Genomic DNA, 14814 nt, shown 5'->3' on the forward strand with positions numbered 1-14814 from the left:
CTGACCGACCAGGTGCTCGATCAGGGCGTCCAGCGGGCCGGCGGGTCCTCCCCGACCAGTCCGTCGACGGCCTCGCGGAGCAGGTCGGCGTGGCCGGTGTGCCGGCCGTACTCCTCGATGAGGTCGCAGACGAGGCGGCACAGGTTGGCATGGCGGCCGTCCGGCCAGGAGACGTACGCCGGCTGCTGGAGCCCGCCGTCCGCGATCGCGGCGGCGAGGACCTCCTGCGACCGGGCCACGGCTGCGTCGTACAGCGCGTAGAGCTCCTCGGGGCTGTCGGCGGCGGCCGAGTGGAAGTCCCAGTCCTCGTCGTCCCCTGGGGCGCTGTCCCAGGGCTCGCCCAGCGGCAGCCCGCGGAACTTGCTGTTGAAGATGCCCGCCTCGCAGTGGGCGAGGTGCTTCAGCAGCCCGCCGAGGGTCAGGGTCGAGGCCCCGATCGAGGTGGCGAGGCCGGCGGCGTCCAGGCCGCCCGCCTTCCAGCGGAACGTGGTGCGCAGCCGGTCGAGGGCGCCCACGATGTGCTCGGTCTCGGTGCCGGCGACGGGCGGCTCCCAGGGGTGGTCGGCGGGGTCGTAGGTCCAGGTCTCGGTGCTGGTCTCGGTGTCGGTGTCGGTGCTCATGCCGGCACCGTAGGACGCATTCCGGTCGGATCGTTGCCGGATCATCTGGCACGCTGGTCCGATGGACGAGTCGAACCCCACCGCACGGGCCCTGGTGTGCCTGCAGGTGCTGCAGGACCACCCGGGGATCACCGCCGCGCGGCTGGCCGAACGGCTGCACGTCTCGGACCGCGCGGCCCGGCGCTACGTGAGCGTGCTGCGCGAGGCCGGCATCCCCGTGGAGTCGGTCCGCGGCCCCTACGGCGGCTACCGGCTCGGCCGTGGCCTGCGGCTCCCGCCCCTCGTCTTCAACGCCACCGAGGCGCTCGGCCTGGTGATGGCCGTCCTCGACGGGCACCACGACGCCAGCGATCCCACCGGGCTGGTCGGCGGGGCGCTCGGCAAGATCATCCGGGCCCTCCCCGAGCAGGTCGCCGCGCAGGCCGAGGCCGTGCGCCGGGCCACCGCCGCGGCCCCCGACCGGGCCGCCGCCCGGCCCGACCCGGCCACGACCGCCACGCTCGTCCAGGCCTGCTCGGACCGTCGCCGGCTGCGGCTCGGCTACCGCACCGAGTCCGGGTCCGAGTGGGAGGTCGAGGTCGACCCGTGGGCGGTCGTCGTACGCCACGGCCGGTGGTACCTCGTGTGCCGCTCGCTGCGCGCCGACGCCGTGCGCACCTACCGGGTCGACCGGGTGCACGACGTCACGGCCGTCGAGGGCGACTTCGAGCCGCCGGCCGACCTCGACCCCGTCGCGCTGCTCGAGGAGAACCTCGCCGTGGGCTGGGAGTTCGACACCGAGGTGGTCATCTCGGCGCCGCTCGAGTCGGTCGCGTGGCGGCTGCCCCGCGTGCTCGGCCGCCTCGAGGCCGTCGACGCGGACACGACCCGGCTCGTGGGCAGCACCAACAACCCGTGGTGGTACGCCGAGCAGCTGGCCGGCCTGCGGGCGCCGTACCGCATCGTCGGCGGCCCCGAGCTGCAGGAGTCGGCGCGGGCGATCGGGCAGGGCCTGTTGGCGGCTGTCACAATGACGTCATGACCGAGCTGCCACGCAAGGCCGCTGCGCGGACGGCGAGGCTGGCCGCGCTGCCACTGGGCTACGCCGGTCGCAACGCGATCGGGCTCGGCAAGCGGCTCGGCGGCAAGCCCGCCGAGGCCGTGATGAACGAGATCCAGCAGCGCACCGCCGAGCAGCTGTTCCGCACCCTGGGCGACCTCAAGGGCGGGGCGATGAAGTTCGGCCAGGCCCTGTCGGTGCTGGAGGCCGCGCTCCCCGAGGAGATGGCCGCGCCCTACCGGGAGCAGCTGGTGAAGCTGCAGGACTCCGCTCCCCCGATGCCCACTCAGGTGGTGCGCGACGCGCTGGCCCGCGAGCTCGGCCCGGACTGGAAGGACCAGCTGGTCTGGCTCGACGGCGGCCCGACCGCGGCCGCCTCGATCGGCCAGGTGCACAAGGGCCGCTGGCACGACGGGCGCGAGGTGGCCGTCAAGGTGCAGTACCCCGGCGCCGGTGACGCGCTGCGCTCCGACCTGCGCCAGCTGGCCCGGCTGGCCCGGACCATCGGTCCGCTGGTGCCGGGTGTCGACATCAAGCCGCTCGTGGCCGAGCTGCAGGCGCGGGCGACCGAGGAGCTCGACTACGCGCTCGAGGCCGAGGCGCAACGGACCTTCGCCGCGGCGTTCCGCGGGGACCCCGAGATCGTGGTCCCCGACGTCGTCGCCGTCGGGGAGACCGTGCTGGTCACCGAGTGGCTCGAGAGCCCCGCGTCCCTGGCCTCGGTGATCACCGAGGGCAGCCAGGAGGAGCGCGACCACTTCGCCGACCTCTTCGTGCGGTTCCTCTTCGCGGGGCCGGCGCGCACCGGGATGCTGCACGCCGATCCGCACCCCGGCAACTTCCGCGTCGTGCCCGACCCCGACGGCGGACCCGCCCGGATGGGCGTGCTCGACTTCGGCGCCGTCGCGCGGCTGCCCGAGGGGGCGTTGCCCGCCGCGATGGGCTCGCTGATCCGGATCGCCGGCATCGAGGACGACGAGTCGCTGCTCGAGGGCCTGCGGAGCGAGGGCTTCGTCAAGGACCGCGTCCGCATCGACCCGGCCCAGCTGCTCGACTACCTGTCGCCGTTCGTGGAGCCGACTCAGGTCGAGCGGTTCCGGTTCTCCCGGGCCTGGATGCAGCGGCAGTTCCAGCGCATCAACGACCCGCGCTCGCCGTCGTACACGATCGCGATGAAGCTGAACCTGCCGCCGTCGTACCTCCTGATCCACCGCACCTGGCTCGGCGGGATCGGCGTGCTCAGCCAGCTCGAGGCCGAGGCGCCGTTCCGGCAGATCCTGACGGAGTCGCTGCCGGGCTTCGCGGAGCCTGACCCCGACCCGAGCTGAGCACCGCCACCGCAGACGAGCCGCGGGACCTCGCGGAGGTTCACGACGCCCTCACAGCGGCAGGTACATCACGTGCAGGCCGACGCGACCGTGCGTGGCCGAGCGGAACGCACCCGGCACCGTGCCGACGACCTCGAAGCCGAGCGAGCGCCACAGCGCGACGGCGGCGGTGTTGGTCTCGACGACGGCGTTGAACTGGATGCCGGCGAATCCCTGGTCGCGGTGCCACTGGACGACGTGCTCCCCCAGCCGGCGACCCACGCCGCGGCCGCGCGCGTCGGGGCTGACCATGAAGGAGGCGGTGCCGACATGGTCGCCGTGGCCGGGGCGGTTGGGGCCCATCTTGGCGCTGCCCAGGACCCTCCCCTCCTCCTCGAGCACGACGGTCAGGCCGGGCGGCCGCTCCATCCACCAGCCGCGGCCGGTCTCCTCGGTCAGGTCGAGCGGGAAGGCGTAGGTCTCGCCCTCCTGCACCGTGGCGTGGAAGAACGGCCAGATCCGCGGCCAGTCGTCGTCGGTGGCGGGCCGGATCCAGGGGTCGGTCACTCGCCCGTGGACCCGTCGATCGACTCCCGCAGGAGGTCGGCGTGGCCGTTGTGCCGGGAGTACTCCTCGATCATGTGCACCAGGATCCAGCGCAGGCTGAACGTCTCGCCGGTGCGGCTCTTCCGCGTCGAGAGGGTGCCGAGGTCGGAGACCTGGTCGACGATCGCGTCGGACGTGGCGACCTCGCGGTCGAGCAGTGCGCGCAGCTCCTCGGGGCTGTCCTCCGACGCGGAGTGCCAGTCCCAGTCGGCGTCGTCCTCCCAATCGATGGAGGCCCACGGCTCGGCGTACTCCTGGCCGAGGAAGATGCACGCGAACCACCAGTGCTCGACCAGCGCGAGGTGCTTGAGCATCCCGCCGAGGGTCATCTCGGAGGGGGCCAGGGTCTGGTTGAGCTGCTCGCCGGTCAGGCCCTCGGTCTTCATCCGGAGGGTGTCGCGCTGGAAGTCGAGGAACGCCCGCAGCGTCGTGGCCTCGTCGGCGGCGAGAGGCGGGTCGGTGCGGATGATGCTCGAGGTCTCGGTCACGGCGGCCACGCTAGTCGGCGCGCGTCACGCGAGCACCCCGGTTTCGGGGTCGCGGTCGGTGATGCAGTACGCCGATCCGGCGGGGTCGGTCAGGACGGTCCAGCGGTCGTTGCGCTGGACGACCGTCGCGCCGAGCCGCTGGTGGCGGGCGGTCTCGGCGGCGCGGTCGTCGCTGGCCAGGTCGAGGTGGGCCCGGACCGGCCCGTCGGGCTCGTCCAGGCGCTGGAGCAGGATCCGGAAGGGCATGCCGGCGGGACGCTCGAGGCGTCGGAATCCCCGGCTCACCGGTGATTCCGACAGCTGCCAGCCGGTGAGGGCGTGCCAGAACTCGGTCTCGGCGTCCGCCACGCTCGCGGGCAGGTCGAGGCAGATCTGGTCGACGAGGCTGCGGTGCCCGCCGGGCCAGGTGGCGGGCCGGGGACGGGTCGACGAGCGGTGCCGGACGAAGCAGAACGTCATGCCGCCGGGGCTGCGCATCACGACGTAGCCGTGGTCGGCGACCTCCGTCGCACCCAGCGCGATCGCGCGGGCGGACTCGGCGCGCGGGTCGTCGACGTGCAGGTCGAGGTGGATCCGGCTCGGCCCCTCGCCCAGGCGCTGGACCCGCAGGAAGTCGTCGCCGTCGGGCGGGACCAGCGTCGCGAACTCCTCGCGCTCGCCCCGCGGCGCCGAGACCCGGTAGCCGGTGACCTGCGCCCAGAACAGCACCCCGTGCTCGAAGTCCTTCGATGCGAGGTCGAGGAAGGCGCTCATCCAGAACATGGAGCCGAGGCTAGTCGCGACCGCCGTCCCAGGGGGCAAACGCAGGCGCGATCAGCTGCTGACGGCTGATCCGGCCACGTTTGCCCCCCGGCGCGTTGGCGACGTCGCGCTCACCACACGCCCAGGACGTCGCCGCCGAGCCGCACGATGAACGCGGACACGACGAGGATGAAGAAGATCCGCACGAAGCGGGTGCCGCGGTTGACCGCCGTCCGCGCGCCGACGTAGCCGCCGACGATGTTGCACAGCCCCATCACGACCGCGACCCGCCAGAGCACCGCGCCCTGCGGCAGGAAGATCACGATGGCGGCCAGGTTGGTCGCCCAGTTGGCCAGCCGGGCCTTGGCGGAGGCCTCGAGGAAGCTGTAGCCGAGCAGCCCGACGAGGGTGAAGACGAAGAAGCTGCCGGTGCCGGGGCCGAGCGCGCCGTCGTAGAAGCCGACGAGCAGGCCGGTGCCCATCGCGGCGGCCGTGTGCCGGTGGCCGGCGAAGCGGAGCGCGGTCGCGTCGCCGAGGGCGGGCTTGAACAGCACGTAGCCGCCGACGAGCACCAGCGCGACCAGCACGATCGGGTCGAACGCCTCGCGCGGGACCTGCGTCGCCACGAGCGCGCCGCCCATCGAGCCGGCGAAGGCGAGCGCCATGAGCGGCAGGAAGGTGCGCGGGTCGGGGCGCACCCGGCGGTAGTACGTCGCCGCGCTGACCGTCGTGCCGCTGATCGCGGCGACCTTGTTGCTGGCCAGGACCTGGATGGTCGAGGCGTTGGGGAGGCCGATCAGGATCGCCGGCAGCTGGATCAGCCCGCCGCCACCCACGACCGCGTCGACGAACCCGGCCGCGAGCCCGGCCAACCCGAGCAGCAGGAGAGTCGTCGGGTCGGCCACGCCGGTGATCGTAGGCGGCCGCTCCCGGCGTCAGTCGCCGACCCAGAACCCCCGGTTGCCGAACCAGTCGCCGTAGCCGCCGTAGCCGCCGCCGGCGCGCGGGTCCCGCGAGCCGAGGTAGGAGCCGACGACGGCGGCGCCGAGGTCGTCGAGCTCGGGCGCCACGACCCGGCCGTCGACGCGCTTGGCCATCGAGTCGATGAAGCGGGCCAGGCCCGGATCCTCGCCGAGGCGGAAGAACGTCGTCTGCGCCCCGAGCCGCCCGGCGTTGTCGAGCTCGCGGACGGCGTACGCCACGGTCAGCGGGTGCGGCGGGTAGCTGAACCACACCTCCCCGTCGGGCTCGAGGTGGGACGTGGGCTCGCCGTCGGTGACGATCAGGAGCACCGGCTGGGCGTTGGGGTGCTTGCGGAAGTGCCGGTTGGCCAGCAGCAGCGCGTGGTGGAGGTTGGTGCCCTTGTCCCACATGGCGTCCAGCCCGGTGAGCTGCTCGATGTCCATCACCTCGGCGTGCCGCCCGAAGCCGATCAGCTGCAGCGCGTCGCCGCGGAAGCGCGACCGGATCAGCGTGTGCAGCGCGAGCGCGGTGCGCTTCATCGGCACCCACCGACCGTCCATCGCCATCGAGAACGACGTGTCGACGAGCAGTGCGACGCAGGCCTGGGTGCGCGCCTCGGTCTCGGTGACCTCGACGTCGCCGATCTCGAGGCGTACGCCGTCGCGCGCCGAGCGGCCCTCCGAGACCGTGCGGACCACGGCGTTGGTGACCGTGCGGGTGACGTCCCAGGGCTCGGTGTCGCCGAAGGCCCACTCGCGGGTCGCGCCGGAGCGCTCCCCGGCCGCGCCGGCCTGCCGCAGGTCGCGCTGGCCCTGCCGTCCCGACATCTTGTCGGCGACGTCCCGGAGCAGCGCCTTGCCGAGCTGGCGCATCGCCTTCGGGGTCAGCTTGAGCTGGCCGGTCGAGTCGCGGCGCAGGGTGCCGCTGTCGCGCAGCGCCTGCTCGAGCCGCTGGAGCGTGCGGGCGTCGACGGCCGCCTCGTCGCCGAGCTGGCGGGCCAGCTTGTCGAGGTCGACGTCGTCGAGACGGGCGCCGCCGTAGGACTGGGAGAGCTGGTCGGAGAGCTGGTCGAGGTCGGCGAGGTCCTGGAGCACGCCGGTGCCGTCGCCGAGGCCGAGCCCCTCCTCGCCGTCGAAGCGCTCCGAGCCGCCCCAGTCCTCGCCGGGCCGCAGCGCCTGGAGGTTGGCGTCGAGCTGCGAGAGCGACTGCATGAGCTCGGGCGAGCCGAACGCCTGCGAGGCCAGGGCGTCGAGCTCGTCGCGCTGCTCCTGGGTCATCGAGTTGCGCATGCGCTGGGCCGCGGCGGCCCGCTGGGCGAGCGAGTCGAGCAGTTCCTCGACGTCGCGGGGCCGCTCGGGGAAGAAGTCGCCGTGCTTGTCCATGAACGCCTCGAAGTCGTCCTGGGTGTCGACCCCGCGGCGGTGCTTGTCGAGCAGCTCGTTGAGGTCGCCGAGCATCTCGTTGATGGCCGCCCGGTCCTCGTCGGTGGCGTTCTCGAGGGCGTCCTTCATGCCGGCGAAGCGCTGGTCGAGCATCTCGCGGCCGAGCAGGTCCTTGATCTTCTCGTAGTCCTCGCGGGCCTGTCGCGAGGACCAGTCGTACGACGACAGCTCGCTCACCGCGGCCGCGGTGGAGGCCGGGAGGTTCTCCAGCTGCATCTCCCGGAACGCCCGGTCGGCGTCGTCCATCGTCACGTCGCGGGCCAGCTGCTTGCGCTCCTCGAGCAGGGCGTGGTCCAGCAGCTCGCGGACCTCCTGCAGGGTGCCGTCGAGGTTGTGTCGCTGGAGCAGGTCACGGCGCCGCTCGGCGACCCGGCGGGCCAGGTCGTCGAGGCCGCGCTGGTCGCGACCGCCGCGGCGCAGGAACTCCCGCATCGCCCGCTCCGGGCTGTAGCCCGCCATCACGTCCTCGCCGATGGCGTCGAGCGCCTCGGCGATGTCGACCGGCGGCGCGAGCGGGTCGGGCCCGCCGTCGTAGCGGCCGTAGCGGGTGTCGCGGACGTGTCTAGCCATAGACAGTCTCGCCGCCTCCGGACTCCTTGCTGACCCGGCGGGCGAGGTAGAGCCCCTCCAGCGCCAGCTCGATCGCGCCGGCCCGCTCGCCGTCGTTGGTGGCGTTGAGGCGGTCGCACACGTCGTCGTACAGCTCGGACTCCCCCAGCACCGGCAGCCCGGTCAGGAAGTCGCGGGCGGTGACCTGCTCGCCCGTGGTCACCATCGAGCCGGCCTCGATCGCGTCGACGAGCAACGCGAAGTCCAGGCCGCGGAAGTGCTGGCGGACCGTCTCGGCGGTGGCGGTGCGCAGCAGGTGGCCCAGGATCTCCAGCTCGCGGCCCTCCTCGCCGGACTCGAACTCGATCTTGCCGCCGAGCACGTCGACGGCGGTCTCCAGGTCGACCACGCGGGCGACGGCGTGGTCCTCGCCCTGGGACGTGGCGCGGTGCAGGGCCGCGGCCGCGATCGTCTCGGCGCCGGCGATCGCGAAGCGGGCCGAGACGCCCGAGCGCTGGTCGACGGCACTGGACTCGCGCAGCGCCCGGGTGAAGCGGGCCAGGATCTCGACGAGGTGGTCGGGCACCTCCGCGACCAGGCTGGCCTCCTGCCGGATGACGGCGACCTCGTCCTCGAGCTCGGAGGGGTAGTGGGTGCGGATCTCGGCGCCGAAGCGGTCCTTGAGCGGGGTGATGATCCGGCCGCGGTTGGTGTAGTCCTCGGGGTTGGCGCTGGCGACGACGAGCACGTCGAGGGGCAGCCGCAGGACGTAGCCGCGGATCTGGATGTCGCGCTCCTCCATCACGTTGAGCATCGCCACCTGGATGCGCTCGGCGAGGTCGGGCAGCTCGTTGATCGCGACGATCCCGCGGTGCGAGCGCGGGATCAGGCCGAAGTGGATGGTCTCCGGGTCGCCCAGCGAGCGGCCCTCGGCCACCTTCATCGGGTCGACGTCCCCGATCAGGTCGGCCACGCTCGTGTCCGGCGTGGCCAGCTTCTCGGCGTAGCGCTCGTCGCGGTGCCGCCACGCCACCGGCAGGTCGTCGCCGAGCTCGGCCGCGCGGCGCCGCGACGCGTGCGTGATCGGGTCGTAGGGGTGCTCGCCCAGCTCGGAGCCGTCGATGACCGGCGTCCACTCGTCGAGCAGCCCGACGAGCGTGCGCAGCAGCCGGGTCTTGCCCTGGCCGCGCTCGCCGAGGAGCACCACGTCGTGGCCGGCGAGCAGCGCGCGCTCGAGCTGCGGGATGACGGTGTCCTCGAAGCCGTGCAGGCCCGGCCACGGGTCGCGGCCCTCGCGGAGCGCCGCCAGCAGGTTGTCGCGGATCTCCTGCCGCAGCGTCCGCTCCACGTGGCCGGAGGCCCGGAGCGCGCCGACGGTGGAGATCGCGGGCGGGGTGCTGGTCGGGGTGCTGGCCTGGTTGCTGGGTGCAGACGTCACGTTTTCCACGCTACTCAGCGACCCAACCCGTGGGGTTTCGTCCACGTTGCGGGACCGTAGGCTGCCCGGATGGCCAGCCTCCAGCAGACCTGCCCGTGCGGATCGGGTGCGACCTACGACGCGTGCTGCGGACGGTTCCACCGGGGCGCGGCGCTGCCGGTGTCGCCGGAGGAGCTGATGCGGGCGCGCTACGCGGCGTATGCCGTGGGCGAGACCGACTACGTGTTCCGCACCTGGCACCCCCGCACCCGTCCCGACGACCTCTCCCCCGACCCCGACCTGGAGTGGACCGGGCTGGAGATCCTCGACTCGGGAGAGGACTGGGTGGAGTTCGTGGCGTCCTGGTCGCGGTCCGGGACCCCCGGCTCGATGCACGAGCGGAGCCGCTTCGAGCAGCGCGGCAAGCGCTGGGTCTACGTCGACGGCGAGGTCTCCTAGGCCAGGTCTCCTAGGGGATCCGCTGGGCGCGCTCGGCGACGGCGGCGTACGCCGTCACGTCGGCCGGGTCGTCGGAAAGCACCCGGAACACGACGGCCCGCAGGAGGTCCTCGCGGGGCGGGTCGTCGAGCGTGGCCGGGTCGGCACCGCGCCACAGCACCGAGTCCAGCACGCAGACGGCGTCCGCCCAGGAGGCCGGGCGCCAGGCCGGCGAGACGTCGATGACCACCGGTGCGCCGGCGAGGTCGAGCAGGACGTTGCCCGCGAGGTCGGCGTGCACGAGCCCGGCGGGGGCGGTGGCCGGTGCGAGCCCGGCCAGCAGGGAGCGGGCCAGGTCGGCCGCGAGGTCGTCGCGGTCCAGCGGCGCCTCGCCGAAGGCCACCCGCTCCGCGACCGCCCACCGGTCGACGCGGCCGTCCAGCGCGGCCGGGCGCCGCGGCACGGCGACGGCGAGCTGGGCGTGCAGGAGGTCGCCGGTGCGTCGGAGGACCTCGAGGTCGTGGCACGCCTCGGTCCCCGGCTCGTAGCGGCTGGCCGCCCAGCCGTCGACGACCCAGGTCCCGTCGCGGGCCGGGACCGGCATCGCGACCCGGAGGTCGCGCGCGGTCCGGTGCGGGTCCTCGTCGAGGCGGACCGCCAGCCGGGCCAGCACCGGGCTGAGCCAGGCCTGGGTCTCCTGGTCGCGGCCCGGGCTGAGCACGAGGTCGCCCGCCAGCACGCTGGCGCCCTGCCCTCCGGGCAGCGGCCGGGGGTCGTCGGGCACGGCGAAGAGGTCGAGCACGCGGGGCGACGGCAGCGACGGCAGCACGGCCGCGAGGCTACCGATCGGCCTGCTGATCGACTCGGTCGGGACGGGACCTTGGCCCCTGTCCGGGCGGGCGGCGTGGCCGCACCGTGGAGGCATGGACGAGACCGACGCGGCCGGCACCTCGGTCAGCGAGATCATGTCGCGACAGATCGTGGCGATCCGCTCCGACTGCGAGCTCCGTCTCGCCCTGGACGCGTTCGTCCGCACCGCGCTGCGCCACCTCGTGGTGGTCGACCCGGACCGGACCTGCCACGGCCTCCTGTCCGCCGAGCAGGCGCTGCTCGCGCTCGGCTCCACTCCCAGCGGCCCGGGTCAGGCGCCGCGGCTGGTCGCCGACACCCTGACGAGGACCCCGGTCGCCGAGCGGCCGCGGGTGCACCGGGACGCGTCGGTGCGCGACGCCGCGTCGGTGATGCTGGACGCCCTCGTCGACGCCCTCCCCGTCGTCGACGACTCGGGTCGGGTGGTGGGCGTGGTCACCTGGTCGGACATCGTCGCGCTGGTGGCCGGCCGGCACCTGCTCGGCACCGACCGGCCCTGAGCCCTGCGGGCGATCAGCCCAGGATCAGCCCAGCGGGACGACCGCGACCGGGCTGTGGGCGTGCTCCACGACGCCGGCCGCCACCGAGCCACCGGTGGCCTCGGCGAGGTTGCTGCCGTGGTGGGCGCCGACCACGACGAGGTCCATCCGGTCCGACCACCGGGCCAGGATCTCGTCCGCGAAGCCGCGGGCGATGCGGATGGTGACGTGCACGTCGGGATACTTCTCAGCCAGGCCGGCCGTCGACTCCGCCACGGCCAGGTGCTGGGGCGCGAGGTCGTCGTCGCGCGGCTCGTCGTCGAGGAGGTACGCCGTCACCGGCGCTGCCAGCTGGTCCCACACGCAATGCACGACGGTCAGCGGGAGCCCGCGGGCCGAGGCCATCGCGTAGGCGAAGTCCAGGGGCGCCGTGGACCGCTCGGTCCCGTCGACCCCGACGAGCACGCCGTGCCGGACGGTGCCCTCGTGGGTGGGGCGCATGACCACGACCGGGCACTTGGCGTGCCGGGTCACCGCGACCCCGACGGAGCCGAGCATCAGGCTGGCCATCGTGCCGCGGCCGCGCGACCCGACCACGACCAGGGCGGCGTCCTGCGACAGCTCGAGCAGCACCTCGCGGGGGTCGGAGACCCGGACCACCCGGTCGACGGCGATGTCGGGAGCCGTCTCGGCGACCTGGCAGGCCGCGTCGTGGACGATCGCGTCGGCGTCCTCGCGCAGCGCATCGACGAGCACGCGACGGTCCAGGCCGGGCGCCGACATCCACGACAGGCTGGTGGGGCTGAAGCCGTGGACGAGCGTGATGCCGCGGTTCTCGCGGCGGGCCTGCTCGATCGCCCAGGAGAGCGCCCGTGAGGCAGAGGGCGAGCCGTCCACACCGACGACGATCGTGCCGGGTCGGGTGGCGCTGGGGGTGGTGGTCATGGGGTCCTCCCTGGTCTGGTCCGGGCTCTGGTCCGGCGTACGCCGGACGTGTCCCACCTCGACTCTCGCGGCCGCCCGCACGCGCGGGCAGGGCGCAACGGACCCCGGGATCGGGACCATCGACCCTGATCCGCGACCGGGTCCAGGGGCGAGGCTCGGAAGGACCGTCAGACCAGGAGGTGCGCGATGCAGGACTCGTTCGAGCTCAGTCCGTCGGAGTGCGAGGCGTTGCTGCGCGCGGGGGTCGTGGGGCGCATCGCCCTCGCCACCCCGACCGGGCCGCACATCGTGCCCGTCAACTACTCGGTGGTCGAGGAGTCGGTCGTCGTGCTGACCTCGCCCTACAGCCTGCTCGGGACGCACGGACGGGACAGCATGCTCGCCTTCGAGATCGACCAGTTCGACTACGAGTACCACCGTGGCTGGAGCGTCGTAGCCCGGGGCCGGGCCGAGGTCGTCACCGACCCCGCGGAGGTCGAGCGCATCCGCACGACGTGGCCGCCCCGTCCCTGGGCGAGCGGGATCCGCACGCTGTGCCTGCGGATCCGGTGGAGCGAGCTGTCGGGACGCCGCCTCGGGACCGGCTGGGTGCCGATGGAGGACCTCCCGGTCCATCGCGTGGTCTGACCGCGCGTCCGGTGGAGCAGCCGCCCCCCCTGCCCCACACTGGGCCCGTGAGCACCCAGTCCCGACTCGAGCTCGCCGGGTCCGCCCGGGCCCTCCTCGACGCCGTCGTCGCCATCTCCACCGACCTCGACCTGCACCGCGTCCTGACCAGGATCGTGGAGTCGGCCACGCAGCTGACCGGTGCCCGCTACGCCGCCCTCGGCGTGATCGGCGGGCAGGACGAGCTGGTCGAGTTCGTGACGACCGGGATGACCGACCAGCAACGGGCCCTGATCGGCGACCTGCCGCGCGGGCGCGGGATCCTGGGCCTGCTCATCCGCCACCCGGAGGCGATCCGCCTCGACGACCTGGCCCAGCACCCGGCGTCCTTCGGCTTCCCGCCCAACCACCCGCCCATGGGCACGTTCCTGGGCGTGCCGGTGCGGGTGCGGGGCACCGTCTTCGGCAACCTCTACCTGACCGAGAAGGCGGGCGGCGGGTCGTTCACCGAGCAGGACGAGCTCCTGGTCGAGGCGCTGGCCAGCGCCGCCGGCTTCGTGATCGAGAACGCCCGGGCCTACGGGCTCAGCGAGCGGCGACGCCAGTGGCTGGAGGCCTCGGCCGAGCTGACCGCCGCCCTGCAGCCCCCGATCGCGGTGGGGCACGCCCTGCAGCTGATCGCCCAGACCGCGCGGTCCGCCTCGGGCGCGCCGGCCACGGCGCTCGTCGGCCTGGCCGACGGCGGCCCGACCCGGACCGTCGCGTGCGACCGCGAGGACGCCGAGGGCGTGGACGCGGCGCTCGACGAGCTGGCGGGGCGGCTCCTGCCCGCGGCCGAGTCGCTGCCCGGCGAGGTCAGCCTCACGGCGTACGACGCCGTCGTGATGCCGCTGCGCGCCCACCTCACCGACGGTGGCGTGCTCGTGGCCCTCTACGCGTCCGGTGCGGCGCCGCGGGACCCGGACGAGCGCGAGCTGCTGGCGTCGTTCGCCGACCAGGCCGGACTGGCCGTCGACCGGGCCCAGGCCGTCGCCGACCGCCAGGAGCTCGCCGTCATCTCCGACCGCGAGCGGATCGCGCGCGACCTCCACGACGTGGTGATCCAGCGGCTCTTCGCGACCGGGCTGCAGCTGCAGGGGGTCGCGATGCTCGCGAACAACCCCGACGCGACCGCCCGGATCGACAAGGCCGTCGAGGACCTCGACCTCACGATCCGCGACATCCGCGGCACCATCTTCGAGCTCTCCAACCGGCGGGCGGACTCGCTGCGCGACGAGCTCCGCTCGCTGGTGCGGGAGTACGTCCCCGTGCTCGGGTTCACGCCGTCGGTGCGCACGAGCGGTCCGGTCGACACGGGGGTGCCGCCCGCGGTGCGCGAGCAGCTGATCCCCGTCCTGCGCGAGGCCCTGTCCAACGTGGCCCGGCACGCGCTGGCCGACCACGCCGACGTCGAGCTGCACGTGGGCGACCGGGAGCTGCGGCTGCACGTGACCGACGACGGGACCGGCCTGGTCGCCGGCATCCACGAGAGCGGCCTGCGCAACGCCCGGCGCCGGGCGGTCGGGCTCGGCGGCAGCATGGAGCTGACCGACCGCGAGCCGCGCGGCACGTCGTTCGTCTGGCGGGTCCCGCTGGGCTGACGCCCTGGGTCAGCCCTGGGCGTCGGTCGGGCCGAGGAGCTTGGCGGCGAGCACCGCGGCCTGCGTGCGGCGCTCGAGACCCAGCTTGGCCAGGATGCTCGAGACGTAGTTCTTGACCGTCTTCTCCGCCAGGAACATCCGCTCCCCGATCTGCCGGTTGGTCAGGCCCTCGGCGATGAGGGCGAGCAGCTTCATCTCCTGCTCGGTCAGGCGGGCGAGCTCCGGGGCGGTCGAGGGCCCGTTGCGCACGCGCTCGAGCACGCGGGCCGTGAGCGAGGGGTCGATGAGGGAGTTGCCCGCGGCGACCTGGCGGATCGCCCCGACGAGGTCGGAGCCCTTGATCTCCTTGAGCACGTAGCCGGCGGCGCCGGCCATGATCGCGGCGAAGAGCGCCTCGTCGTCGTCGTACGACGTGAGGATCAGTGCGCCGATCGACGGGTCGACCGCCCGGATCTGCCGGCAGACCTCGATGCCGGACCCGTCCGGGAGCCGGCCGTCGAGGACCGCGACGTGGGGGTGCAGGGCGGGGATGCGGGCCGCGGCCTCCTCGGCCGAGCCGGACTCACCGACGACCTCGATGTCGCCGGCCGCCTCGAGGAGCGTCCGGAGGCCCTGGCGGACGACCTCGTGGTCATCGAGGAGGAAGACACGGATCGTCATGCCC

General features: G+C 73.8%; 16 protein-coding genes. 6 read left to right on the forward strand and 10 right to left on the reverse strand.

The annotated features are described in order from the left end of the window. Positions 1–20: 20 nt before the first annotated feature. Positions 21–620, reverse strand: a complete 600-nt coding sequence (locus tag EJF31_RS16275; RefSeq protein WP_125038181.1) for a DUF664 domain-containing protein — start codon at positions 618–620, stop codon at positions 21–23. Between the two features lie 61 nt (positions 621–681). Here EJF31_RS16275 and EJF31_RS16280 point away from each other — a divergent pair, with 61 nt between their 5' ends. Both EJF31_RS16280 and EJF31_RS16285 read left to right on the forward strand, forming a co-directional pair. Then, a complete protein-coding gene (locus tag EJF31_RS16280) occupies positions 682–1641 on the forward strand; it encodes a YafY family protein (protein WP_125038182.1) in 960 nt (319 codons plus the stop codon). After that, a complete protein-coding gene (locus EJF31_RS16285) occupies positions 1638–2987 on the forward strand; it encodes an AarF/ABC1/UbiB kinase family protein (RefSeq protein ID WP_125038183.1) in 1350 nt (449 codons plus the stop codon). The genes EJF31_RS16280 and EJF31_RS16285 overlap by 4 nt, the downstream gene beginning before the upstream one ends. A 51-nt stretch (positions 2988–3038) precedes the next feature. On the opposite strand, the gene EJF31_RS16290 is transcribed toward EJF31_RS16285, so the two are convergent. From EJF31_RS16290 to EJF31_RS16315, 6 genes are all read right to left on the reverse strand, one after another. After that, positions 3039–3533: a GNAT family N-acetyltransferase gene (locus EJF31_RS16290; RefSeq protein ID WP_125038184.1), complete on the reverse strand. Its 495-nt coding sequence runs from the start codon at positions 3531–3533 to the stop codon at positions 3039–3041. After that, positions 3530–4060, reverse strand: a complete 531-nt coding sequence (locus tag EJF31_RS16295) for a DinB family protein (RefSeq protein ID WP_260430910.1) — start codon at positions 4058–4060, stop codon at positions 3530–3532. Before EJF31_RS16295 ends, EJF31_RS16290 begins: the two co-directional genes overlap by 4 nt. A 24-nt stretch (positions 4061–4084) precedes the next feature. Continuing rightward, positions 4085–4822: a VOC family protein gene (locus EJF31_RS16300; protein WP_125038185.1), complete on the reverse strand. Its 738-nt coding sequence runs from the start codon at positions 4820–4822 to the stop codon at positions 4085–4087. 110 nt (positions 4823–4932) lie between these two features. Continuing rightward, complete coding sequence (locus EJF31_RS16305) at positions 4933–5706, reverse strand: TSUP family transporter (protein WP_125038186.1); 774 nt, start codon at positions 5704–5706, stop codon at positions 4933–4935. A gap of 30 nt (positions 5707–5736) precedes the next feature. Then, complete coding sequence (locus tag EJF31_RS16310) at positions 5737–7776, reverse strand: VWA domain-containing protein (protein WP_125038187.1); 2040 nt, start codon at positions 7774–7776, stop codon at positions 5737–5739. Beyond that, positions 7769–9193, reverse strand: coding sequence for a magnesium chelatase (locus EJF31_RS16315; protein ID WP_125038188.1), 1425 nt, complete (start codon positions 9191–9193; stop codon positions 7769–7771). The genes EJF31_RS16310 and EJF31_RS16315 overlap by 8 nt, the downstream gene beginning before the upstream one ends. A 69-nt stretch (positions 9194–9262) precedes the next feature. On the opposite strand from EJF31_RS16315, the gene EJF31_RS16320 reads away from it, so the two are divergent. Next, on the forward strand, positions 9263–9631 hold the full coding sequence (locus EJF31_RS16320) for a YchJ family protein (protein ID WP_125038189.1): 369 nt from the start codon (positions 9263–9265) through the stop codon (positions 9629–9631). Positions 9632–9641: 10 nt separating this feature from the next. Here the strand turns inward: EJF31_RS16320 and EJF31_RS16325 are convergent, their stop codons facing one another. Next, positions 9642–10439 carry a hypothetical protein gene (locus EJF31_RS16325; RefSeq protein WP_221767615.1) on the reverse strand — a complete coding sequence of 266 codons (798 nt, stop codon included), beginning with the start codon at positions 10437–10439 and terminating at the stop codon, positions 9642–9644. Between the two features lie 94 nt (positions 10440–10533). Here EJF31_RS16325 and EJF31_RS16330 point away from each other — a divergent pair, with 94 nt between their 5' ends. Next, positions 10534–10980, forward strand: a complete 447-nt coding sequence (locus EJF31_RS16330; protein ID WP_125038190.1) for an HPP family protein — start codon at positions 10534–10536, stop codon at positions 10978–10980. Between the two features lie 24 nt (positions 10981–11004). On the opposite strand, the gene EJF31_RS16335 is transcribed toward EJF31_RS16330, so the two are convergent. After that, complete coding sequence (locus tag EJF31_RS16335; protein ID WP_185736318.1) at positions 11005–11904, reverse strand: universal stress protein; 900 nt, start codon at positions 11902–11904, stop codon at positions 11005–11007. A gap of 186 nt (positions 11905–12090) precedes the next feature. On the opposite strand from EJF31_RS16335, the gene EJF31_RS16340 reads away from it, so the two are divergent. Next, complete coding sequence (locus EJF31_RS16340; protein ID WP_125038192.1) at positions 12091–12531, forward strand: pyridoxamine 5'-phosphate oxidase family protein; 441 nt, start codon at positions 12091–12093, stop codon at positions 12529–12531. 47 nt (positions 12532–12578) lie between these two features. After that, positions 12579–14150 (forward strand): GAF domain-containing protein, encoded by a 1572-nt coding sequence (locus EJF31_RS16345; RefSeq protein ID WP_185736319.1) that lies wholly within the window; start codon positions 12579–12581, stop codon positions 14148–14150. Positions 14151–14159: 9 nt separating this feature from the next. Here EJF31_RS16345 and EJF31_RS16350 read toward each other — a convergent pair whose 3' ends face one another. Next, positions 14160–14810 carry a response regulator transcription factor gene (locus EJF31_RS16350; RefSeq protein ID WP_125038194.1) on the reverse strand — a complete coding sequence of 217 codons (651 nt, stop codon included), beginning with the start codon at positions 14808–14810 and terminating at the stop codon, positions 14160–14162. Between the last annotated feature and the right edge of the window lie 4 nt (positions 14811–14814).

The sequence above is a fragment of the Nocardioides sp. LS1 genome (assembly GCF_003865225.1).
GTDB classification, from domain to species: domain Bacteria; phylum Actinomycetota; class Actinomycetes; order Propionibacteriales; family Nocardioidaceae; genus Nocardioides; species Nocardioides ginsengisegetis.